The organism is Listeria aquatica FSL S10-1188 (assembly GCF_000525795.1).
Taxonomy (GTDB): domain Bacteria; phylum Bacillota; class Bacilli; order Lactobacillales; family Listeriaceae; genus Listeria; species Listeria aquatica.
Map to the genome: position 1 here is coordinate 22,120 of NZ_AOCG01000009.1, position 23,020 is coordinate 45,139.

The window sequence follows — 23,020 nt, forward strand, 5'->3', positions numbered from 1 at the left end:
CAATTACAAAAGTATTTTCTATGAAAAAGCCAAAAAAGTTCTATTTCGTTAATTTCAAATGAAGAATTGGATAAGGTCTTCCTTGTCCATCTTTTTCACTTGTAGCATGAACTCTAAACCCATTTTTCTCATAGAATTTCCGTGCCGCTTCATTTTGCAGATTCACATCAACAAAAGAAATTCCTTCTTTTTCAATTAATTCCTGTAAAATTGCCGTGCCATAACCTTTTCCTCTAAACCTTGGAGAAAGGAAGAACATTTCTAATCGTTTCACTGCATGTCCTGTAAATCCGATCATTTCTCCCTCTGCCTCCCAGAAGTAAATTTCTAAGCTAGGAAAAAAAAGAAGGTATCTCCTCTCGCAGTGCGTTAAAGTCATCGTTTTTCAAAAAGGCATGCGTTGCCTTTACAGACTCCTCCCAAATAGAAAGCAAAACGGGATAATCTGCTCCGGTAGCTCGTACTTTATTCACCCAATCACCTCGAAATCATCCTTTTGTTTGCATTTAGCTTAACAGACTGAGTAAAAAGCGCAAGTATAAAAGTTAATTCCTTACTAAAAATCGGTACTTTTAAATGCAACAAAAACCCATCATTCATCTGAACAATGGGTTTTTACAAACAAAATTTATAAATCTCGCAAAACATTATTTGTATTTTTAAAAGTGCCATTAGCCGCTTTACTCCATTTCCCCTGCACGGAGCTTGAAAAAGAATCCAAATATTTTTCACTCGATGAATGAACTTTTTGAACCGCTTCTTTCTCCATTTCTTTTACTACTTGTTTCTGCGTTTCAGAAGTCGCTTTACTGTGGGAAGCTGTAAAAAAGTGGATCAATGATTTTTCAGCTTTCTTTTTTACATCTTCTAACCCTTTCGTCACAGTGTCAATCATGAACGCTCTCCTTCCTTCTTAGCGCGGGAATATTCTTCCTCATAACGATTTTTTTCCATATTGTATTCTCGCGTAGTTTGTTCGATTTCCTCTTCCAGTTCACGGGCTTGTTTTCTTACGAGACAACTGCCTTCTTCATGAGCTTTTGAAAGAATGGAGTAGCCCTGCCTCATGGGTGGTATTTGTTCGAAATCATAATGAGACGCGACATATCTAAACCGGTCTGCCAGATCATCTAAGCCCTTTTCAAATTCTCTGTTTTGAAAATGAATTTCCTCGAGGATTTCTTCTTGTTTTTTATGAGTGCTTATATATTCTTGTTCCATTTCTTCAAGACGTCTTTGAGAAGAAAAATTCATCTTATGCACTTCCAATCTGCTGAGCGAGCTCTTGATCGTTTTGTAACTGTTCAGCGATAGCGTGCTTAATATTGTTAATTAATTCATCATACTCTTTTTGAATGGCTGTTAACTTGGTTAATTTTTTCTGGTATTTCGCTTTGGGTTTCGTTCGAATACTCGCTTCTGTAGCTCCACCACTTGCCAGCGCATCCAATCTTTCGGATTCTGAAAGAGAGGTTCCAATCGTCCGAGCATCTTTTAAAGTATCCCGCCACAAATCATCGGCATTATCAATTGCTTTCTTATACGTCTTTTGAAGTTCATTCATATCATATTGAATGGTCATCTTCATGCCTTGTGTTAAAGCCAAAGCTTCGGCGGCATCTAAAAAGATTTTTTCCGAGCCAGATAAGTTCCCACCACTTTTAGCAAATATTTTCTTCAAATCTTCAAGACCATCGAGTTTTTTCTTTTTGTATTATTTTTGGCTAGTGCCGCATAACCTTTTGCATCGGTTAACACATTGCCTTCTTTATCATATTGATAGCCGCCCCACATGTGTTGTTTGCCTATATCATTCATATCTTTAGAATCCACGGCAATTAATTGCCCGACATTTTCTTTATAAGCTCCATACCCTATCGTAACTGGGTCTTTAAAATCCACATAATTATAGATCTTTCCCCGTAACGCTTCAGCCATTTTCTTTTGTTCAGGTGTCAAAAGGGAATAGGCATTGGGACCCTCATATAGATAAGCTCCACCAATTCGCGAAGCATCTTTTTCATTAATATCAGAAAGCGCATATTGAGCCGTCATTGAGCCTAACGAATGGGCATAAACATAATGTTTCGCATTGGGATACATATTTAGTGAATTTTTCAGTGTATTGGCAGCAGATTTTAATTGCGGTGTCACAACTCTTCCGCCTGTATGCGTCAAAATTTGTGTAGCAGAAGGGATATCATTCTCTAACCAGTCTTTCCAAACGTCCAAAGGCTCTTTTTTCCATTGACCTAATTCAGTAGATCCTCTATATAAAATGGTAACTTCTGTAACCTTTTCTCTTTCGGCTAACGAAGCATTAGATGAAACAGATTTCTCTGTATTTGTGATAATGTAAGACTGCTCTCCAGTGGCTTTTTTATTTATGACTTGAGAAACTTTGCCTACCTCGCCCTTGCCTTTAATAGTTATAGGGTCTCCTTGTTCTAAGTTAGAATACTCCCAATTAGCATATTCAACACGCTGTTTATCATTCATTTATTTCTACTCCTTTTCTTCCAAGAATATACTTAGTTTCTTTTTAGGAGCTACATTTGTCGCCTCAACTTTAGAACCATTTTTTTTGTAATCCGGCATTGAAGGTTAGTTCCTTATCATTATTTACATACCCTTGAAACAAAATACCTCCTAACGGGCTTTTTTCAACGGTACCATAATCAAAAGAAACATTTTTAATTTTATTATGAGTGTCATACGTTTCTAATTCTTTTTCTATTAAGCTCTCGTTGCTTCTTACAACCTCTTTCATGTCTTCATCCAACTTTTTATTATCCATGTACATCTTCCCTCCAACAATTGCTACAACTGCAATAACGATGACAACAATCGAAATAAAAATAATCCAGCCCTTTTTCATCTCATCCCTCCATTTAGTTTTTCTCTTTAACAAAAATGCCTCTTAAAGTATACAATAAGAGGCACTTTTTTGAAATTAAAATCCAAAGTTTTGAGAAAGTTGTTGATCTTGTTCTTCCACAGCACTGGCTGTTTTTTGAAGTTGTTGCTCAATTTGATCCATCAAGTTTGCAAATTCCGTTACTTTTGGTTTCAACTGATTGAACTGATCGTCAAAGCGCGCAAAAGCTTGTCCTTCCCATTCACTACGAAGTTGTTCTTGTAATTGGGATAAGCGTTGTAGCATTTGCTCAATATCCCGTGCGCTCGTTCCGTAAGTTTTCGCACGGTCTCGCAATTCTGCCGGGGTCATTCTGATTTGTCCTGACATGACATTCATCTCCTCTTTATGTATTGTTTTCTTGCAAGTATAATATACCATATTTTAGAAATGAAATTGTGTCGATTTAATGAACTTTTTAGCGATGCCCATACAAAAAGGCCTCACTCGTTAAGTGAGACCCATCTGCCTCCTCTTTTGGAACCATTCAAAATAACATACCTCTAAAACGCGGCGAAGCCGAGGAAATGAGGAGCAAACTTTTGGAACCATTCAAAATAACATACCTCTAAAACGTGCTGTTCGAAAATTAATTTTTTCGCGACTTTTGGAACCATTCAAAATAACATACCTCTAAAACCTCGGAAAGTTTTTCCGTTGTTTCGTAATCGCAGTACTCGTCCCTAGCAGAACTTCCATTTTGATGGTTCATTTTTGACTAAAGTCCAAATTTCTCTTACTTTTATCATAATTCCTAGCCGTGCAAAAAACAAGTTTATTCTTTAATGAATCATCAGTAAAAGATGTGAGCAAACCATTCATATGTTGCTGTCCATTTTCTTTACCATTATTGCCTTCTCTTTTTTTATTTGTTTTCTATTTTACTAAATGTAATAGCAGAAACAAAACGCGTTTCTATATATACTCATTAGTATGCTGTAACTGAACAACTTGCGTGTTAGCCCTTAACTCTTAAGATTCCCCAAATCAATCAACCTGAATTTCACGGTCTTTTTACATTCCAAAAACACAAAAACATCTTATAAACGGTCACAACCCAAGATTTCCAGACTCTAAGACCATTTATAAGATGTTTTCCAATTCATTTCTAACGTCCTGAGAGGGATTCGAACCCCCGACCGACGGCTTAGAAGGCCGTTGCTCTATCCAGCTGAGCTATCAGGACAAATGGCGAACTTTCGAACAGCCAAATACTATTTTATGGTGATTTCCGCATTTTGTCAATGCTTTTTATGCAAGCCAGCTCATAATTTTACAAAAAAAACAAGTTAAGCCTTGAAAAGTGGAAAAATCTGCGTCAACTCCGTCAGCTCTTTATCTTGATCGTCCATAAATTTCACCAACACGCCTTCTGGAACACTTTCAATCAGTGCATATGTTTTCACACGAATCGCTCCGCGCGGAAGTGAAATACTGCCCGGATTTAAAACAAGTGCATTATCCATCATTTCTGCCCCTAGTTCATGAGAATGTCCAAAAAAGACAAAATCTGCCTTTAACTCACGTGCCCGGTAACGCAAATTCATCAATGTCATTTTAATATTGTATAAATGACCATGCGTTACAAAAATTCGGTAGCCATCAATATCAAGCACCCGCTCATTTGGAAAATCTGGCCCAAAGTCACAATTCCCGCGTACCGTTTCAAAACCTTGAATCGCTGGATCGTCTTTCGTTAACTCCGAATCTCCACAATGAATGAGTGCATCAACGCTTCCCTCATACTTTTCTTTTAAGTGCATCAAACAGTCACGTTCCGAGTGACTGTCGCTCACAACAACTAGTTTCATTAATTTTCTGCCCCCCAACATGCTTCTCTATTCTCTCATTTTTAGTTGATTTTTTCCAGTACCTTTTCAATATTTTTTCCGAGTTCTTTAATCGCATTTCCCCGGTGACTGATACTGTTTTTTTTGTTCAGGTGTAAGATTCGCCATCGTCACCCCAAAATCTGATAGATAGAAAAGCGGATCATAGCCAAAGCCATTTGCGCCAGAAGGTTCAAAAGCAATTTCCCCTGCACACTCTCCCTCGTAATAATCTACTTCTCCTGCTGGAGTCGAAATAGCAAGTGTACAATGGAATTTTGCTGTACGATCCTCTTTTTTTACATTTTTTAACTCTTTAAGTAATTTCTCATTATTTTTCGCGTCATTATGTGCCTCTCCTGCATAGCGCGCCGAGTAAACTCCGGGTGCTCCGTCAAGTGCGTCTACAACAAGTCCTGAATCATCAGCAAGAACGGTTTTATTTAAAATTTTAGCCACAGTTGTCGCTTTTAACGCCGCGTTTTCCTTGAACGTTTTGCCTGTTTCTTCAATTTCTCCGATTTCAGGAAAATCTAGTAACGTTAAAATCTTAATATCATGACTCCCTAAAATTTCTTCAAATTCCTTTGCTTTCCCTTTATTTGCAGTTGCAATCACCAATTCACGCATCTTTATTCCCCCTCAATTAAACTCGTAATTTCATCACCAAGCTGTGTTTTTTGAAGTTCCACAAGCTGCTTAATGCCAGCTTTTCCAAGCGAAAGAAGTTCCACAAGTTCTTCTTCAGAAAAAGTAGCTTCTTCTCCTGTTCCCTGTAGCTCAACAAATTGACCTGCTCCTGTCATGATTAAGTTCATATCTACATTAGCAGAACTATCTTCCACATAATTTAAATCAAGTACTGCTGTCTCGTCTTCCAGTATTCCTACACTAATCGCGGCTAGGTAATCTTTGATCGGAAATGTCTCAAAAGGCTTTTCTAAATGCAGACGATAAATTGCTAGGCACATCGCGACAAATGCTCCTGTAATGGAAGCTGTCCGTGTACCTCCGTCCGCCTGAATCACATCACAATCAAGCCAAATCGTTCGCTCTCCAAGCGCATCCAAATCAACGACTGCTCGAAGCGCTCTCCCAATTAAGCGCTGAATTTCCATCGTCCGTCCACTAACCTTCCCCTTAGAAGATTCACGAATATTACGAGTTCCCGTTGCCCGTGGAAGCATCGCATATTCAGCAGAGATCCAACCCTTTCCTTCCCCTCTCATAAATGGAGGTACTTTTTCTTCTACGCTCGCATTACAGATAACTTTCGTCGACCCTGCAGTTATCAAAACCGAGCCTTCCGGATGAATCAAATAATCCTTTTCTATTGTAACAACCCTTAGTTCATTTTTTTTCACGTTCATCGAAGCGTTTCATTTTGCTACCTGCCCTTCCTTCTCGCCGAGTATAATATGTTCGACATCCATTTTCTCAAGCCCAAGCCAATCTTTTGCAATTCCTTCAAAGATCGGTACAGAACCTGTCGTAAAAAACTGATGATGCGTTCCTTCTTCACTTTTTTCGAGAAGATCATGATAATCAAGCAAAGCGCTCACTTCACTCGCCGTTTCTTCACCAGAGTTTATCACTGCCACATCTTCTCCCATAAAATTTTCTATAAGCGGTTTTAAAAGCGGATAATGGGTACATCCTAAAATCAGTGTATCGATTTTGGTACTTTTAAGGGGTAAAAGAGATTCAGCAACCACTTTTTTCGCAATCGGACTCTTATATTCACCTGATTCAACAATAGAAACAAATTTTGGACAAGCAAGTGAATCCACACGAACATGTCGATTAAGCCCTTTAAGCGCTTTCGGATAAGCCATGCTTTGCACCGTTCCAATTGTCCCAAGAACACCCACTTCATTATTTCGTGTTGCTTTAAGCGCAGCACGTGAACCAGGCTGAATGACGCCAATCACAGGTATATCTAGAGTTGCTCGAATTTCTTTTAAAGCAGCGGCTGTTGCCGTGTTACAAGCAATCACAAGCATTTTTATATTGCGATCTACTAAAAACCGTGTCATTTCCCAAGTAAAACGTAGTACCTCTTCTGTATCACGCGGACCATACGGACAACGTGCAGTATCTCCTAAATAAAAAATTTCTTCATGCGGCAATTGTTTTAAGACTTCCTTTACAACGGTAAGTCCCCCAACGCCTGAATCTATAAATCCTATCGCTCGTTTCACGATCTCGCCTCTATTTCTTTTTAAATCTATCGTTTCCATTTTCTTATTTTTTCTAACTTTTCGCAAGTATTTTCGTTATTTTCTTAGATTCTATTTTATTTTACCGCACTTTTTCGTTATAATGAGAAAAGAGAAAGCGGGGTTGTACGTTAATGACAGAAGAAATAAATCAAGAAACATCTACTCAACCAGAAAAAAAACTGGTACCAAGTTTTGGAGTTGAGCTTTTCCGTGATTATTTACTGCCGGATTTACTTGGCGAAGAATCGCCCCATATTTTTTACTGGGCTGGAAAAGATTTAGCTCGCAAATTTCCACTGACTTCTTTTGAAGAAATCCAAGACTTTTTCGAAGAAGCCTCGTTTGGCACAATCGAAGTCGTCAAGGAGAAAAAAGAAGAGCTGCAAATCCTGCTTTACGGACCAGCCGTTGAAACACGCTTTGATTTGCAAGGTGAGCCTTCCTTCAAACTAGAAGCTGGATTTATCGCTGAACAAATTCAAGCCCAAAACGGTTATTATGCCGAAGCTTATGATGAAATCAATAAGCGTAAAAAAGAAGCTCTGCTCGTCATTAAATGGGATTTAAAAGAATCCACCGATTACAAGGATTACTAATAAGCTAGCTGAAAAAGCGTGAAACTCAATGTTTCACGCTTTTTCAAGTTCAAAGGTATCATGGAGGACCTGAGCGGCTTTTACCATTTCACGCTCTGGTACAACCGTTGACACTTTAATTTCAGACGTACTAATCATTTTAATCGGAATTTGTTGGTCCGTAAGAGCTTCAAACATCGTTGCAGCGACACCAGGATTTGAGACCATTCCAGAACCTACAATTGACACCTTCGCTAATTCTTGTTCCGATTCAATCTTTTCATAGCCAATTTCTGCTTTTTTATCTTCTAAAACAGCTAGCGCATCCAGCAAGGCCGATGTTTTGAGCGTGAAAGAAAGGTTCCCATGACCAAGACCCGTGATTCCTTGGATAATGATGTCGACATCTACTGCGTTTTTGGCAAGTTCCGTAAAAACTTTCGAAACGCGCATGTCTTCTTTCCTGCTCCAATGAACAGTAATTCGAGTAATCCCATCTTCAAATGCAACACCGCGTACTACTTTCGTATCTTCCACACTCATTTCCTCCTTAATCATCGTTCCCTTTTCCCTGCCGTGGCTAAGTTTAACTTCGAGCGGCGTTTTAAAATTTTTCGCATATTCAACCGAACGCGGATGTAAAACGCCCGCACCAAGATGTGCCATCTCAAGCATTTCATCATAAGTAAGCTCGTCTAACTTTCTTGCCCCTTTAATGTAACGTGGGTCACTCGTATAAACTCCGTCGACATCCGTGCAGATCGAACACTTTAAAGCTGCAAGTTCTGCAGCGAGTGCAACAGCTGTCGTGTCTGAGCCTCCTCGACCAAGCGTCGTAATGTCCCCATCACGTGTAATTCCTTGAAACCCAGCCACGATCACAATTTTTCCAGCGAACAAAGCATCACGAATCCGTTCAGAATCAATATCTAAAATCCGAGCATTCCCGTGCACACTTTCCGTTTCAATCCCCGCTTGAAAGCCTGTGAAAGAAACAGCTTCCTTCCCTTTCTTATTGAGAGCCATAGCAAGAAGCGAGATGGTTACCTGTTCCCCAGTTGCAAGCAACATATCAAGCTCACGCTTAGCAGGCGCTTTTGTAATTTCTCCTGCGAGTGAAAGCAACTTATCCGTTGATTTTCCCATCGCCGAAACCACGATGACTACCTGATTACCAAGCTCCTGCTCACGAATTGCTTGCTCAGCTGTTTTTTGAATCTTGTCCACATTCCCAACGGAAGTCCCTCCAAATTTCAGCAACACAACGCCCATTTTGTTCTCTCCTTTATTCAATCGTTAGTTTTCCTTATCACTTTGAAGCTTATCATTGACCTCTTTTACCTTTTGAAAAACTGCCTCCGCGACCGCTTTTGGAATGCCACTTTCTTGCAATTCCTCAACTGACGCCGCTTTAATTTTCTTCATGGACCCGAAGTGATTCAGAATTTTCTTTTTCCGACCCGGTCCAACCCCAGGAATACCATCCAAAATAGATTGAAAGCCCGATTTACTCCGCAATTGTCTGTGGAACGTGATCGCAAACCTATGCACCTCATCTTGAATGCGTTGAAGCAGATAAAATTCTTGGCTATTACGTTCAAGAGGCACAATTTCAAGTGGATCACCGAACAAAAGCTGACTCGTTTTATGCTTATCATCCTTCGCGAGCCCCGCAACCGGCAAATCAAGCCCAAGCTCATTTTCTAAGACATCTTTCGCACTGTCAATTTGCCCTTTTCCGCCATCAATTAAAATTAAATCAGGAAGCGGGAGTCCTTCTTTTAACACGCGCCAGTAACGCCTTCTTACAACCTCGCGCATCGTGGCGTAATCATCTGGCCCGTCCACCGTTTTAATCTTATATTTGCGATAATCGTTTTTGTTTGGCTTCCCATCCAAGAACGTGACCATCGCCGAAACAGGATCCGTCCCGTGGATGTTTGAATTATCAAATGCCTCAATCCGAGTTGGCGTTGGAATCCCCATTTGTTCGCCTAATTTTTCAACCGCTCCAACTGTACGTTCTTCATTTCGCTCAAGCAACATAAATTTTTCATTAAGGGCAATTTTCGCGTTTTTATAAGCTAATTTGACAAGGTCTTTCTTCTTCCCTCTTGCAGGCACCAAAATCTTGGTATCTGGGAGAAGAGCGGCTACAGCTTCATCATCGACATCATTTGGCAAGAAAATTTCCTTAGGCGGAATGTGGTTCGCTTTCTGATAAAATTGACCGATAAAAGTAAGAAAATCTTCATCCGCATCATTATAGAATGGGAATTGAGACACATCGCGTTCGATTAACTTGCCTTGCCGGATGAAAAAGACTTGCACGCACATCCAGCCTTTATCAATCGCATATCCAAAGACATCTCGGTCCACAAAATCATTCATCGTCATTTTTTGCTTTTCAAGCGTGGTTTCAATGGCATTGATTTGATCCCGAAATTCAGCGGCTTTTTCAAATTCCATTTCAGAAGCCGCCTCTTCCATTTTCTCATTCAGCTCTCGCTTCACATCTTTATAGCCTCCATTTAAGAAGCTGACGATTTCATCGGACATCTTTTTATAGGTCTCTTCTGAAACATCAAATACACAAGGAGCAAGGCACTGACCGAGATGATAATATAAGCAAACCTTATTTGGAAGCACATGGCACTTTCTTAGTGGATAAAGTTTGTCTAAAATCTTTTTGACTTCATTGGCCGCATAGACATTTGGATACGGACCGAAATACTTTCCCTTATCTTTCTTAACTTGTCGTGTGATGATGAGTCTTGGATGGCGTTCACTTGTAATTTTAATAAAAGGATAAGTTTTATCATCCTTCAACCGAATATTGAAACGTGGATCATGCTTTTTAATCAAATTGATTTCAAGCAGTAAAGCTTCCACATCTGAACTTGTCACGATATACTCGAAGTCCGCAATTTCTTGAACAAGGCGCTGTGTTTTTACATCATGTGCCCCTGTAAAGTAAGAACGAACCCGATTTTTAAGCACTTTTGCTTTGCCCACATAAATGATCACTCCTTGATCATCTTTCATTAGATAACAGCCTGGCTGGTCTGGTAAAAGCGCTAATTTATTTTGTAAATGAGTAGACACCATAAGATCAACTCCCTAATCAATACAAGCATTAAACATGCATACGTATTTTCTCTCAAAAAAAGACACCGCAAAGTTCGCAGTGTCCTTATTTTACCATACTTTTTGTTCGACTACATATATTTGTTAATCACTTCATCCAATTCTTCTTTTGGACGGTAGCCAATTACCGTATCCACAACTTCGCCGTCTTTTTTAACGAGTAAAGTTGGAATACTCATAATGCCGAACTTGCTTGGAATTTCTTGGTTCGCATCGACATCCATTTTCACAATTTTGAGCGCGTCTCCACGTTCATTTGCAATTTCTTCTAAAACTGGGGCTACCATGCGGCAAGGACCACACCAAGCTGCCCAGAAATCTGTTAAAACTAAACCTTCACTTGTTTCTGATTCAAAGGTTGCATCTGTAATTGCTTTAATATCAGCCATGTTAGCTCAACTCCTAACTCTTAATGTAACCCAAGTATACAACGGAGTTTGCTCTTTATTCCATCTTTTTGCTCAAAGAAAAGGTGGCAAAGCCAATTGAACTTACTTTAAATCGACGATCGTAATGCCGTTTCCGCCTTCTGCCGCATCTCCAAACCTCGTTGATTTGACCATTCGGTGATTTTTCAGGAACTCCGTGACACCCATTCTTAAAGCACCCGTTCCTTTTCCGTGAATGATCGCAACACGTGGATATCCCGCGAGAAGTGCTTCGTCAATATACTTATCCACCGCTTGAAGCGCATCTTCATAGCGCATCCCTCGCAAATCGAGCTCAGAGCGAACCGGATCTGTATTTCGAACATTAGTTATCACGCGCTCTTTTTTAGGCTTCTCAGGTTGAATGTATTCCAAATCCGATTCTTTGATTTTCGTCTTAATAATACCGATTTGAACATTCCATTCCGAATTGCTAGCTTTATCAATCAACGTTCCTTTTTGACCTAAAGAAAGCACACGCACTGCATCACCCGGTTCAAGTTTATGCGTGACTGGCTTCGTTTGATGAACAACACGTTTTTGGATGGTCTTCGGCTTCGCCTCAGAAAGGCGGGTTTTGGCGTCGATCAATTCATGTTCCTTAATCCCCTGCGCCCCGCGAAGCTGCAACTCCCTAATTTCTCGAATGATGCCATCCGCTTCTTCTTCTGCATGTTCAATCACTTTAGCCGCTTTGGTTTTGGCTTGTTCAAGCAAACGCTCTTTATTTTGATGATAAGCCGCGACTTCTTTTTGTAAATCTTGAAGAAGGCGTTCCGCATCTCTTGTCGTTTCTTGTGCTTCTTCAAATTCCTGTTCTGCTAGATTTCGTTTATCCTCAAGGTCCGTAATCATCTCATTTAAATTGGCACTTTCTGTATCAATCAAAGATTTTGCGGATTCAATTACGTCTGAATCAAGCCCGAGTCGTCTTGAAATTTCAAAAGCATTACTGCGACCGGGAACACCAATTAATAACCGGTAAGTCGGGCTGAGGGTCTCTACATTAAACTCAACAGAAGCATTCGTTGCAAAGGGTCGGTTATAACCATAAGCTTTGAGTTCAGGATAGTGCGTAGTTGCGACCACACTTGCACCTCGTCTTGCGACTTCATCCAAAATAGAAATCGCAAGTGCAGCTCCTTCTTGAGGGTCCGTCCCAGCACCGAGTTCATCGAATAAAATCAGTGATTTTGCATTCATTTTTTCTAAAATCGAAACAATATTCGTCATATGTGAAGAAAAAGTACTCAAGCTTTGTTCAATGGATTGTTCATCCCCAATATCCGCAAAAACATCTTCAAAAACCGCTATTTCTGATTCCTCACGTGCAGGAATTTGCAAGCCTGATTGCGCCATAATCGTGAGCAATCCAAGCGTTTTAAGCGTAATGGTTTTTCCGCCTGTATTGGGACCCGTAATTACGATAACCGAGTAGCCTTCTCCAAGCAAAATATCATTTGCAACGACTTTAGCCGGATCAAGCAGTGGATGTCTTGCTTCATACAATTTGACAACTCCTTGATCGTTTAGCCCTGGCGAAATTCCTTTCATAGCTTTCCCAAGCCGTGCCTTAGCCAAAATGAAATCAAACCGACCAAGCAAATACGTATTATGGTGAATTTCAGAGATGTGTTCCGCTAAATGTGCCGATAGTTCCGCAAGGATGCGTTCAATTTCTTGATTAGCTTTAGCTTGGAGAGCTCGCCTTTCATTGTTCAAATCAACGACACTTTGAGGCTCAATAAACAAAGTTTGTCCAGATGCTGACTGATCGTGGATGACACCGCCATAATGGCTCCGGTATTCTTGTTTAACAGGAATAACGTAACGATCATTTCGAATCGTAATGATCGCATCGCTAAGCATCGTAGCAGCATTTCGGTCGCGCAATAAAGCTTCTAGTTTTTCACGCACACGGCCCTCTGTCCGGTTAAGCGTTTGACGGATACTGCGTAAGGTTTCACTTGCAGTATCGAGCACATACCCAGATTCATCAACCGAAATGGCAATTTCATCTTCCAAATCGCGTAATTGGAGGAGTTCTGCTGCAAGGGTATATAAGAAAGGTAGCTCTACCCCCTGCTCTTCAAGATCGCTAAAGAAATTTTTCATCAGACGACTGACACGCAAGTTACTTCCAATTTGATAAATTTCAAGACCATTTAAATCCCCGCCAATTTCAAGTCGCTTCAAGTGGGGTAAAACATCGGTCAAGCCCGTAATTGGCGCACTGCCACGAAGACGCAGCACTTTTGCTCCTTCTTCCGTTTCTTGCTGCGCTTCTTTTACCTTAGCAAATGAACTTTCTGGACTAAGGCCGCGAATTGCCTCTTCTCCAAGCGTCGAAACAGCAAATTCACCCAGTTGTTGTTTGATTTTATCGAATTCTAATATATTTTCAAGCTTTTTTTTCCATCGCTCATTCCTCTATTTCTTTTTTTCTATAAACGCTCTAAATGCTTCTTTTGATAAGGCATTCAAGACGTCTGCTTTTGTCAGCCAGCCTTTTATCCCTGCCCGGACACCAAGCTCCATAAAATCTAAATGCTTCGTGTCATGTGCATCTGTATTGATGGCAATTTTAACGCCTGCTTTTGTCGCCATTTCTAAATGCTCTGCTTTTAAATCGAGCCGCTCTGGATTGGCATTTAATTCAAGCGCTGTCCCAGTTTCACTTGCTAATCGAATGAGTTCAGGAACATTTACCGCATAAGGCTCTCTCCTACCAATCACGCGACCTGTTGGATGGGCAATCAAGCGGACATAAGGATTTTCTGCTGCCATTTTTAATCGTGCCATAATCTCTTCTTCGGTTTGACTAAAGCCTGAATGGATCGAGGCAATGACAAAATCCAAATTTTGAAGAGTTTCATCCGAAAAATCAAGCGTTGCATCTGTTAAAATATCCATTTCTACGCCAGAATAAACATCGATTTCTGGATATTTTTCTGCAATGCGTCTGATTTCTGCTTGCTGCTTTTGAAGTCGTTCTTCATCCAAGCCATTTGCCACACGGAGAAACTTACCGTGATCGGTGATTACCATATAATCATAACCTTTTTGAACATTCGCTTGGATCATTTCTTCAATTGAATAGGCCCCGTCAGACCAGGTCGTATGCATATGCAGGTCGCCACGAATATCATCTAACGAAAGAAAACGTGTTTCTTCTGTAATTCGTTCTACTTCGGTTCCGTCAACTCGCACTTCAGGGGGAATAAACGGAAGATCAAAGAAGCGGAAAAATTCTGTTTCTGTTTGAAAATGATGCATCGTTCCATTTTCTTCTTCTACACCATATTCGCTGATTTTTTGATCTCGCTTTTTAGCCAATTGTCGCATCTTGATATTGTGTTCTTTTGAACCCGTAAAATGATGCAAAGTGGTCGCATAGCTTTTGGGTTCAACAAGCCTAAAATCAACTGAAATTTTAATCCCGATATCAAGTTCAACCGAGACTTTCGTGTCACCCGCACCAATTGTTTCCGTCATTTTAGGATGCTGAAGTAAAGCTTGTTTGACCTTATCCGGCTCTGTTGTTTCTAGCACATAGTCAAGGTCTTTTAATGTCTCTCGCATGCGACGCAAACTTCCTGCCCGGTGAAACCGTTTAATAGCTCGAATGGTTTTAAGAAAACTTTCAATTTCTTCTGCAACAGGAAAAACTTTCGGAAACGGATACCGGTCTGGACGCGTTCCTAGCGCTTTTACTCCTTCGACTATTTTTTCAACTGACTTTTTCCCGAATCCTTTTTAAAGCTTCTATTTTTCCATCTCTAGCTGCTTCAAGCAAACTTGCCTGATCTATAACGCCAAGTTCTTGATAGAGTCTGGCTAATTTTTTCCCGCCTAATCCCTCTACTTCAAGTAGTGGAACGAGCCCGCTTGGAACTTCTTTTTTCAAAGCTTCTAGATCAGCAGACTTTCCAGTTTCGATATATTCCTCAATAATATCCCCTGTTGCTTTTCCAATTCCCGGAAGCGTACGAATATCCTCTATCTCGCTTAAGCTACGGTTATCTGTTTCTAAACTTTGAGCCGCTTTTCTAAAGGCAGATGTTTTAAAGCTATTTTCTCCTTTTAATTCCATATATAAAGCTATTTCTTCTAATAAGCGAATGACTTCTTTTTTTACTTGCTGTCAATTTTTTCACCTCTTACAAAAACAAGACCAGTTCATGCCACTGGTCTCATCTTTCTATTCTGAAATCACTTGTGTCATCCAATCATAAAATCGCTCGGATAGAATCGGTGTGTTGGTCAAGATCCACTCTGCTACACTTGAATTTTCTATGACACCATTTAGCCATTCAGATGGGTAAGCAGCGCCAAGATAAAGGATAACAAATAGAAGCAGATAAGTTGTTACAACTCCTAAGACACCACCGATCAAGCCATTGATTTGACTGATGACAGGAATCCGACCTCGGAACCCAATTAATTTCGTTAACATGTGTACGACAATGAGTGCAGCGATAAAAATAATTAAGAAAGCTAGCACATTGTAATAAGCATCTTCTGTATGAAGCAGCGCTAACAATTGATTAACGCCCTCTTCTGCCCGATCAGGTTTAGGATATGGTATAAAATGGATTTGCGGCGCAAGCAAGCTGTAATAATGATACGCTACAAAAAACGATAGGAAGTAGCCGACCATCGTTATAAGCTGGCGAAGCACACCATTACGATACCCATTAAAAAAACCACTAATCAGGAGAATAATTAAAATGATAGTTAAAATCATAAATCAATCTCGTCCTTTTACGAATTTTCTAATCGCGATTCAAGTTCACGATACTTTTCGAGCAGTAATAAATAATCATGTGTCATATTCACTGCTGTAAGAACGGCAAGTCTCCCGCTGTCTAGTGCACGATTTTGCGCACCTATTTCATGCATTTTGCCATCCACAATTTGAGCCACTTTTTTTTAGATGATCCGTCGGTTCAGAGCCAACGATCGTATATTCTTGTCCATATATTGTTGTGATGATTCGATTCTTTTCATTATTAGCCACGCTAGCTCCTCCTTCAAATCTTCAGGTAACTCTCTAAGGTCATCTTATCACGAAAAAAGCGAGATGAAAAGCGGATAGCTACATAATCAGCCTCAAGGCGGAAGGGAGCTTCAAATTTTTTATTGCTTTTATGATACAATACGGATACGGAATTAGTCAGAAAGGATGAAGACTTATCGCAAATACAGTCATTCAAGTGCCCACAAGTAAAATGGAAGAAATCAAGGCTTTCTATAAGCCCTTTGATACGGGAAAAACGCCACCGGGAGCTGTTTTTTCTGCTAAAAAGCAAGGGCTCACGATAACTGCTTATAAATCCGGAAAAGTCATGTTTCAAGGGGCAGCCGGGGCAATTGAAGCCGCCAAGTGGGGTGTGGCATCTGCCGCAGGCGAAAAGCCAAAGTCAAGTGCTTCTCCACTCCCCCCACAGTTTTCATCAAAAAATGTTTTAGGTTCTGATGAAGTTGGAACGGGAGACTTTTTCGGGCCAATTACGGTTTGCGCGTGCTATGTGGATCGTGAGCACATGCCACTTCTTGCTTCGCTTGGTGTGAGAGACTCTAAAGCAATGAAAGATCCAGAAATCTGCCGAATCGCCGAAAAAATCATTCCTATTGTGCCACACAGTGTTTTAGCTTGTCCGAACCCCAAGTATAACGAGCTTATTGCTGCTGGAATGAATCAAGGGAAAATGAAGGCCATCTTGCATAATCGCGCGCTCTCCAATGTGCTAGCTCGAATTGCACCTACTCGTCCAGAAGCGATTTTAATTGACCAATTTGCCGAAAAAAAACACCTATTACCGGTACTTAACAAATGAACGAGAGATTGTGAAACAGGATGTTTATTTTGCAACGAAAGCAGAAGGGCTTCATTTAGCCGTTGCAGCTGCTTCAATCATCGCGCGCTATAAGTTTGTGCAAATTTTCGCGGAGATGGAGCAGGAACTTGGAATGCCTTTAACAAAAGGTGCAGGTGCAAAGGTAGATCAGGAAGCGGCACAAATTATTCAGCTTTACGGCTTGGATACGTTAAAACAATATACAAAAGAACACTTCGCCAATACAGATAAAGCTATTCGAATTGCTCAAAGATAAGAAAAATAGTTAACACATAAAATGAAAAAAGAACAGAATCGTCAAGAATGCTCTGAACCTCAAAAGTTGGATAAACAACTACTTTTGGGGTCCCTTCCATTCGGCGGTTCCTGTTCTTTTATTTTGGACTAATAAACTTATACGTTCATTTTGTCCTCGACTATTTTCATTTTATTTAAAAATAGAATCAGTCTCTACTCGGTTAAGCCTAATTCTTTTTTAGTCATTTGGATGTATTCATCTTGACCAGATAGTAAAGCAAATTCCGCTAAATCAATGGGAAAGCTAGCAGTTAATTCAATAATATGTTTTTTCATCTTAGGCCAGTGGTACCCTCCTGCTTCTTCATAAGCTTTAATGAGTTTATCAAGACTTTCTTCTCCGAAAACTCGGTAATGACCCATGAAATCTTTAGAAATATCTGCCACTTTTATTTCCGTCCAATCAATTAAGCCAGTCACATTGGCCGATTTCTCAATAAGGATATGACCGGGATGTAAATCACCATGAATCAGTCCTGTTTCTTTCGGCCACATTTCTTCATCATTTAACCATGCTTGCCATCTGTTCCACAGCATTTCTCCAACACCAAATTTTTCCTTAACTGTATCCATCCTTTTTTTCATATCTTGCTTAACTTCTACCGCTGTTTGAGTAGTAATTCCAGCTTCAAAAGCTCTCTTTTTTGGTATATGATGTAGTGTTACTAGCGTTTTTGCAAGTGTTTCATAAAACTGCTCAGGTAAATCGTTTTCATCGAGTTCAAAGATGTATCTCTTGGCTTCTGGGTCAATCGTTCCTACAGGGAATCCCATTAGTTTCTTATAGGCGATCAACTCTTCAGAATAAATTTCCCAGTAAGGGGCTTCAAAATCCGCATAGCGATTTATAAGATCGAGCCCAATTTTTTCTATCTTTGTTCTAGGAAATACATCTTTTCGTCTTGGAATACGAAGCACCCACTCCTCTTTTTCATAATCCATCGCAAACACAACCTGAAAGTCAACGCCTGACTCATTAAATACAAAAGTGCTTTCATCGAGCCTAAGCCCGTGTTTTTCCGCAAGTTTTAGCACTTCTTTTTTAGACTTACTCACTATTTATCACATCCCACTCTTTTTGTAACTCCACTAGTACAATGAATATCTTTTTTAGTATCCTTCAAGCAATCATAACTTAATTCAAGCATTGAAAGTTCCCTACTCGCATTATAAATTCGGAATTTGCCAATCAATCGGCTTTTCACCCTGTTGCACGAGATAATCATTCGTTTTTGAAAATGGACGAGACCCAAAAAAACCGTAATTAGCCGAATAAGGGCTCGGATGGGAGCTAGTTAAAATCAAGTGATCAGGGTTATTTAGCAGTTCCATTTTTTGCTTAGCATTTTTCCCCCATAGAATAAAAACAACAGGTCCTTCTTTTTGGTTAAGCAGCCGGATAATGGCATCTGTTAAGTGTTCCCAGCCCTTGTTTTGGTGCGAATTGGCTTTCCCAGCTTCAACCGTCAATACTGTGTTTAAAAGTAAGACTCCCTGATCGGTCCAAGGTTTTAAATAGCCATTATTTGGAATAAAACAGCCTAGGTCATTTTGCAATTCTTGGTAGATATTTTCAAGTGATGGTGGCGTTCGTACACCTTTTTGAACGGAAAATGATAAGCCATGTGCTTGGCCTCTGCCATGATACGGATCTTGTCCTAAAATCACCACTTTGGTGTTCTTATAGGAAGTGTACTTTAAGGCATTAAAAAATGTCGTACATATCGGGAAAAACAGTTTTGGAGCCATAAGCTACTTTTAAAAAATTCACGTAAATCCAGATAATAAGATTTTTGAAATTCTTCTTTCAAAAGTTCATCCCAATCGTTACCAAGTTGAATCATGTCTGTCTCCACCTCTAGTTTTAGTCTTTCGTTTATTATACTAAATTATCATGCGGTTGCCAAAATCATCGCAACTTCTTTCTTTTTCACTCCAGAAAAACTATTTGAAAGTTTAGTGGTAAAAAACAAAGCACATTCCCTTAAGAAATGTGCTTTGTTCAATTATTTCTTGTCGTTTTGCTCTTCTTTGTTCGACACAAATGGCCACCAATTTCCACGACCAAATAGTTTCACCATGACAGGTATGAAAAGTGGTAAAACGATAACGGCGTATAAGATTAACCCAATCAACACCACAGTTGCAATTTCAAGCAATGAAAGAACACCTGCTGGCATCATCGCGGCGAATGTTCCACCAAGAATAATAACAGCTGAGAATATGACTCCTCCCATATTTTTCATGGTTAAAAGCATTCGTTCGCGAACATCTAGTCCAGTATATTCATTAAATCGACTCATAAGGAAGATGGAATAGTCAATCCCAAGCGCTACAAGAACAACAAAACTAAAGAACGGCGTCGCCCAAGTTAATCCACCATAGTCCATAATCCGTGTGAAAATGATCTCCGTAAACCCGAGTGCAGCATAATAGGTTAATACAATCGACCCCACGAGATAAAGTGGCATTACCATAGAGCGTAATAAAATGACGAGTGTTACAAAGACACTCACGAGAACAAGAATAATCACAAGATGGTAATCTGCAAGCGACATATCTCTTGTATCATAGTTCATGCTCGTCATGCCACCAATCCCGATTTTAGCATTTTCAAGTTTCGTTCCCTTTAAGCTGCTATCTAACTGATCATTAATCGCATCAATCGCGTCCATCGCTTCATTTGAGTAAGGATTTTTCTTGAGGACAACGTTGATCGTCGCCAGTTTTCCGTCTTTTGAAATGTACTGGTCAAGCGCTTGTTTGAAGTCCTTATTAGCTAGGAGTTCGTCTGGAACATAGACCCCTGAATTCGCGTAACTCGTTTCTGACAAGCCTTCAAGCATGCCACTCGCCTCTCCAAGCCCACTTTCTATTTTGGATAACCCCGACGCCCCGCTCAACAGTCCGTTTGAAAGATCACCAATTTGACCACTCATACTAGAAAAGCCAGTTTTAAGTTCCCCTTGTCCGCTTTCAAGTTGAGTTAAGGCTGATTTGATTTGTGGAAGCTGACTAATGACTTGATCTTGTCCAGATGCTGCTTGGCCAAGACCCGTCTCGAGTTCGCTCAAGCCCTTTTCAAGCTGACCGAGACCCGAATCGAATGCTATGAGACCACTTGAAACTTGATTCGACTGACTATTTAACGTCTTCATTGCACTGGAAAGTTGTTTTAGTCCGTCATTTAGTTGTTTAATCTTCGTTTCAAGTGCCGCTGTTTGCTTGCCAAATTCTGATTGTAATTGTGTTTTGAAAGCTTCACCAGCCGTTTCAAGCCCAGCTACATCATTCATTAATTTTTGAAACTCTGCGTTTTGAGTGGCTTCTGGGTGAGCCGCTGCAAAAGCTTTTAAAGAAGCACCTACCTGCTGCATCTGCTTCGTTAACGCACTCGTATCAATTGTCTGTTTACTTCCAGAGCTATTTGAAAGGCTAGCTAACGAATCTGCTAGTTTCTGTAAATTCGCTTGAACTTCCGTATAACCTTGAAGCAACTTGCTCTCATCATCTGAGAGTTTTTTTAATTCACTACGCGCTGTTTGCACACCTCGTTTTAACTCGCCTGCCCCACTTTGACCACTTTTGATTCCATCTCGAATTTGGACAAGTGCAGCTTCTAGTTGTGTAATGCCTGCTTTCGTTGCGGCCGTGCCAGATTGTAGCGAATCAATCCCAGAAATAGCTTGATTCATGCTAGGGGCGGAAGCATTGAGTTCGTTTCCTGCATCATTTAAGCCTTTCTTCACTTCACCAATGCCATCCTTCGCGTCTCCAAGACCATTTTCAAGTTGTCCAGCTTGATTTTTCACATAGATCGCATCCAGTCGCGTTCCTGCAGGTCGCGAAGCACTCATCACCATATCTACGTCTTTTAAATCAGCGAGATCAGTGGAAACTTTTTCAAGTAACGCAATATATTCACCCGTTCGCATGTTGTCATCATTTTCAAGATAAATCTGAGTTGGCGAAACTTGCCCTGCACCGAAACTATCCGACACAATTTCAAATCCTTTTTTAGATGGATAGCTACTACTAATTTCATCGAGAGAATCAAAACTTTCCGTCCCCTTATGCATGACAATTGGTGGAATTACAATAATCGCAACAATTAGTAGGGCAATAAACGGACGCATGAAAGCAAGATTTCCGGCAGCTCCCCAAAAGCGACTTTCTTTATGGGAAATATTTTTATTTAATGGCCAGAATAACACGCGCCCAAGCGTCCCCATGAAAAACGGGACGAGCGTGTAGATGCCTAGCATCAATATAACAATCCCGACTCCAACTGCTACCGCAGAACGATATAAATCAAATTGAACGAAATAAAGGGAAATAAAAGCTACTAAAACGGCGATGGCGCTGTAAAGCACGGTTTTACCGGCCGTTTTATAAGTTTGTATCGCAGCATCCCAACTTGCGAGCCCCTCTCCAAGTTCCTCTTTAAACCGACTAAGGAGTAAAATACAATAATCGGTACCGATCCCAAACATAATACAAACCATGAAAATTTGTGTGTACGTAGAAACGGGAAAATCTAAATACTTCACGAGGAAAGAAACAACACTTTGAGCTGTCAGGTAACTAATCCCCACCGTGATAAGCGGAATAAAAGGTGCCACCGCCGAACGGAAGACAAGTAGCAGCACTACAAGAATGAAAACAACCGTGATCCCCTCTGTTTTATGTAAACCATCTTGTGAACCTTGTACCACGTCTTCTTGAATAACTGCATTTCCTGTTAAATAAGTGTCGAGGCCACGAATTTCCATTTTCTGGTCGAGCTTTTCACGAATCGTTTTAACAGGCGTTTCTTTTGCATCTACCGTTAAGCTTGCAACAATCGTTTTTCCATCTTTAGAAACAAATTTATCAGCTAACTCTTTTTGATCAAAACTATCAAGCACATCTGTTACATGAAGCTCCTCTTGATCTTTTTTAATCGCATCCAGTGAGTTTTCGATTTTCTTTTTATCTGTCTTTGTAAGCTTTTCTTTCGATGTATAAACCGCAAGATATGTTTCACCATCGCTATCTGGATTATGCTTTTTCTGCAATTCTGTTGCGAGTTGCGACGGATACCCATCTGGCAATTTAATTTCGCCTTTTTCCCGGACTAGGTCACTCATGCTTGGCGCTGTAAAAATCAACCCCAAAAGTAGCACTAGCCAAATCACTAGTAACGGCCAGCGAAATTTTAATACCCATTTCATCAGTGACGTCCCCCTTGCATTTCTCCATCAATGACTGTTTCAACGAGCTGATCATAAAGTGTCATCAATTTTTCACTATTTTCCTTACCAAATAAAGAAAGCCACCGATTGATCAACCTTTTCATTTGCTGTTCGCACTCCTGAAAGATTTCAAGCCCACTCGCTGACATCTTTAAAATAACTGCGCGCTTATCTTCTTTATTCTGCGTTCGAAGTAAAAAGCCCTTCTCCGTTAAATTTTTAATTTTCGCTGTGATCGCACTTTTATTCACATTTAGCCGATTAGAAAGCTCCGTTGCACTCACACCCTCACCGGCGCGCTTTAATTCTCGTAACACAAAAAATTGTTCCGTTGAAATTCGCTTTCCGTCAATCTCCACTTCTTCAATCGCTTGATCAATTTCTTTTAATGCAAATAAATACGTCCGTGTATAACCGTCAATAAAGCGATCTAACATTTGCTCCACAATATTGATTCACCCCCTGAACTATTTTTCATTCTATCGCTTTTTAGACAAAAAGTAAACCAAA

The 23,020-nt window shown here is 40.2% G+C and carries 16 protein-coding genes, 1 tRNA gene and 7 pseudogenes; 2 read left to right on the forward strand and 22 right to left on the reverse strand.

Annotated elements, in window-relative coordinates; genetic code table 11:
* Positions 1-40: 40 nt before the first annotated feature.
* The 11 genes and pseudogenes from MAQA_RS14155 to racE form a co-directional block, all read right to left on the reverse strand.
* Positions 41-379, reverse strand: coding sequence for a GNAT family N-acetyltransferase (locus MAQA_RS14155; RefSeq protein ID WP_338151619.1), 339 nt, complete (start codon positions 377-379; stop codon positions 41-43).
* Between the two features lie 249 nt (positions 380-628).
* The gene (locus tag MAQA_RS07155; protein WP_036072620.1) at positions 629-895 is read right to left on the reverse strand and encodes a hypothetical protein; all 267 of its coding nucleotides are present in this window, start codon (positions 893-895) and stop codon (positions 629-631) included.
* Complete coding sequence (locus MAQA_RS07160) at positions 892-1,254, reverse strand: hypothetical protein (protein ID WP_036072622.1); 363 nt, start codon at positions 1,252-1,254, stop codon at positions 892-894. The genes MAQA_RS07155 and MAQA_RS07160 overlap by 4 nt, the downstream gene beginning before the upstream one ends.
* A gap of 1 nt (position 1,255) precedes the next feature.
* Positions 1,256-2,499 (reverse strand): annotated as a pseudogene (locus MAQA_RS07165) (hypothetical protein).
* A 70-nt stretch (positions 2,500-2,569) separates the two neighbouring features.
* On the reverse strand, positions 2,570-2,878 hold the full coding sequence (locus MAQA_RS07170) for a DUF1310 family protein (RefSeq protein WP_052008523.1): 309 nt from the start codon (positions 2,876-2,878) through the stop codon (positions 2,570-2,572).
* A gap of 75 nt (positions 2,879-2,953) precedes the next feature.
* Positions 2,954-3,247: a WXG100 family type VII secretion target gene (locus tag MAQA_RS07175; RefSeq protein ID WP_036070427.1), complete on the reverse strand. Its 294-nt coding sequence runs from the start codon at positions 3,245-3,247 to the stop codon at positions 2,954-2,956.
* Between the two features lie 782 nt (positions 3,248-4,029).
* Positions 4,030-4,103, reverse strand: a tRNA-Arg gene (locus MAQA_RS07180).
* 103 nt (positions 4,104-4,206) lie between these two features.
* Positions 4,207-4,728 carry a metallophosphoesterase gene (locus MAQA_RS07185; RefSeq protein WP_036072624.1) on the reverse strand — a complete coding sequence of 174 codons (522 nt, stop codon included), beginning with the start codon at positions 4,726-4,728 and terminating at the stop codon, positions 4,207-4,209.
* Positions 4,729-4,769: 41 nt separating this feature from the next.
* A pseudogene (locus MAQA_RS07190) lies at positions 4,770-5,376 on the reverse strand (XTP/dITP diphosphatase).
* 2 nt (positions 5,377-5,378) lie between these two features.
* Positions 5,379-6,116 (reverse strand): ribonuclease PH, encoded by a 738-nt coding sequence (rph, locus tag MAQA_RS07195; RefSeq protein ID WP_036072626.1) that lies wholly within the window; start codon positions 6,114-6,116, stop codon positions 5,379-5,381.
* A 9-nt stretch (positions 6,117-6,125) separates the two neighbouring features.
* Positions 6,126-6,947 carry a glutamate racemase gene (racE, locus tag MAQA_RS07200; RefSeq protein WP_036072744.1) on the reverse strand — a complete coding sequence of 274 codons (822 nt, stop codon included), beginning with the start codon at positions 6,945-6,947 and terminating at the stop codon, positions 6,126-6,128.
* A 152-nt stretch (positions 6,948-7,099) separates the two neighbouring features.
* Between racE and MAQA_RS07205 the strand changes: the two genes are divergently transcribed.
* Complete coding sequence (locus tag MAQA_RS07205; protein ID WP_036072628.1) at positions 7,100-7,564, forward strand: YslB family protein; 465 nt, start codon at positions 7,100-7,102, stop codon at positions 7,562-7,564.
* A 33-nt stretch (positions 7,565-7,597) separates the two neighbouring features.
* On the opposite strand, the gene MAQA_RS07210 is transcribed toward MAQA_RS07205, so the two are convergent.
* The 7 genes and pseudogenes from MAQA_RS07210 to zapA form a co-directional block, all read right to left on the reverse strand.
* A complete protein-coding gene (locus MAQA_RS07210) occupies positions 7,598-8,815 on the reverse strand; it encodes an aspartate kinase (protein WP_036072630.1) in 1,218 nt (405 codons plus the stop codon).
* A gap of 24 nt (positions 8,816-8,839) precedes the next feature.
* Positions 8,840-10,651 (reverse strand): excinuclease ABC subunit UvrC, encoded by a 1,812-nt coding sequence (gene uvrC / locus MAQA_RS07215; protein WP_036072632.1) that lies wholly within the window; start codon positions 10,649-10,651, stop codon positions 8,840-8,842.
* A 110-nt stretch (positions 10,652-10,761) separates the two neighbouring features.
* On the reverse strand, positions 10,762-11,079 hold the full coding sequence (gene trxA / locus MAQA_RS07220; RefSeq protein ID WP_036072635.1) for a thioredoxin: 318 nt from the start codon (positions 11,077-11,079) through the stop codon (positions 10,762-10,764).
* A gap of 102 nt (positions 11,080-11,181) precedes the next feature.
* Positions 11,182-13,533: pseudogene (locus MAQA_RS07225) on the reverse strand (endonuclease MutS2); the annotation flags it as partial.
* A 15-nt stretch (positions 13,534-13,548) separates the two neighbouring features.
* A pseudogene (polX, locus tag MAQA_RS07230) lies at positions 13,549-15,211 on the reverse strand (DNA polymerase/3'-5' exonuclease PolX).
* A 108-nt stretch (positions 15,212-15,319) separates the two neighbouring features.
* A complete protein-coding gene (locus MAQA_RS07235) occupies positions 15,320-15,865 on the reverse strand; it encodes a CvpA family protein (protein WP_036072639.1) in 546 nt (181 codons plus the stop codon).
* 3 nt (positions 15,866-15,868) lie between these two features.
* Positions 15,869-16,138, reverse strand: a pseudogene (gene zapA, locus MAQA_RS07240) (cell division protein ZapA).
* A gap of 175 nt (positions 16,139-16,313) precedes the next feature.
* On the opposite strand from zapA, the pseudogene rnhC reads away from it, so the two are divergent.
* A pseudogene (gene rnhC, locus MAQA_RS07245) lies at positions 16,314-17,235 on the forward strand (ribonuclease HIII).
* Positions 17,236-17,429: 194 nt separating this feature from the next.
* Here rnhC and MAQA_RS07250 read toward each other — a convergent pair.
* From MAQA_RS07250 to MAQA_RS07265, 4 genes and pseudogenes are all read right to left on the reverse strand, one after another.
* On the reverse strand, positions 17,430-18,332 hold the full coding sequence (locus tag MAQA_RS07250) for a macrolide 2'-phosphotransferase (RefSeq protein WP_036072642.1): 903 nt from the start codon (positions 18,330-18,332) through the stop codon (positions 17,430-17,432).
* Between the two features lie 111 nt (positions 18,333-18,443).
* Positions 18,444-19,120: pseudogene (locus MAQA_RS07255) on the reverse strand (uracil-DNA glycosylase).
* Between the two features lie 162 nt (positions 19,121-19,282).
* Entirely contained in the window at positions 19,283-22,489 is a 3,207-nt protein-coding gene (locus MAQA_RS07260) for an MMPL family transporter (protein ID WP_036072644.1), read from the reverse strand.
* Positions 22,489-22,947: a MarR family winged helix-turn-helix transcriptional regulator gene (locus MAQA_RS07265; RefSeq protein ID WP_036072745.1), complete on the reverse strand. Its 459-nt coding sequence runs from the start codon at positions 22,945-22,947 to the stop codon at positions 22,489-22,491. The genes MAQA_RS07260 and MAQA_RS07265 overlap by 1 nt, the downstream gene beginning before the upstream one ends.
* Positions 22,948-23,020 lie beyond the last annotated feature (73 nt).

Excerpts from the sequence above, each read along its gene's own strand:
- MAQA_RS07155 (WP_036072620.1), bottom strand. The coding sequence starts at position 895 with ATGATTGACACTGTGACGAAAGGGTTAGAAGATGTAAAAAAGAAAGCT.
- MAQA_RS07170 (WP_052008523.1), bottom strand. The coding sequence starts at position 2,878 with ATGAAAAAGGGCTGGATTATTTTTATTTCGATTGTTGTCATCGTTATT.
- uvrC (WP_036072632.1), bottom strand. The coding sequence starts at position 10,651 with ATGGTGTCTACTCATTTACAAAATAAATTAGCGCTTTTACCAGACCAG.
- MAQA_RS07235 (WP_036072639.1), bottom strand. The coding sequence starts at position 15,865 with ATGATTTTAACTATCATTTTAATTATTCTCCTGATTAGTGGTTTTTTT.
- MAQA_RS07160 (WP_036072622.1), bottom strand. The coding sequence starts at position 1,254 with ATGAATTTTTCTTCTCAAAGACGTCTTGAAGAAATGGAACAAGAATAT.
- MAQA_RS07175 (WP_036070427.1), bottom strand. The coding sequence starts at position 3,247 with ATGTCAGGACAAATCAGAATGACCCCGGCAGAATTGCGAGACCGTGCG.
- MAQA_RS07210 (WP_036072630.1), bottom strand. The coding sequence starts at position 8,815 with ATGGGCGTTGTGTTGCTGAAATTTGGAGGGACTTCCGTTGGGAATGTG.
- MAQA_RS14155 (WP_338151619.1), bottom strand. The coding sequence starts at position 379 with ATGACTTTAACGCACTGCGAGAGGAGATACCTTCTTTTTTTTCCTAGC.
- trxA (WP_036072635.1), bottom strand. The coding sequence starts at position 11,079 with ATGGCTGATATTAAAGCAATTACAGATGCAACCTTTGAATCAGAAACA.
- MAQA_RS07185 (WP_036072624.1), bottom strand. The coding sequence starts at position 4,728 with ATGAAACTAGTTGTTGTGAGCGACAGTCACTCGGAACGTGACTGTTTG.
- MAQA_RS07260 (WP_036072644.1), bottom strand. The coding sequence starts at position 22,489 with ATGAAATGGGTATTAAAATTTCGCTGGCCGTTACTAGTGATTTGGCTA.
- MAQA_RS07265 (WP_036072745.1), bottom strand. The coding sequence starts at position 22,947 with ATGTTAGATCGCTTTATTGACGGTTATACACGGACGTATTTATTTGCA.
- MAQA_RS07205 (WP_036072628.1), top strand. The coding sequence starts at position 7,100 with ATGACAGAAGAAATAAATCAAGAAACATCTACTCAACCAGAAAAAAAA.
- rph (WP_036072626.1), bottom strand. The coding sequence starts at position 6,116 with ATGAACGTGAAAAAAAATGAACTAAGGGTTGTTACAATAGAAAAGGAT.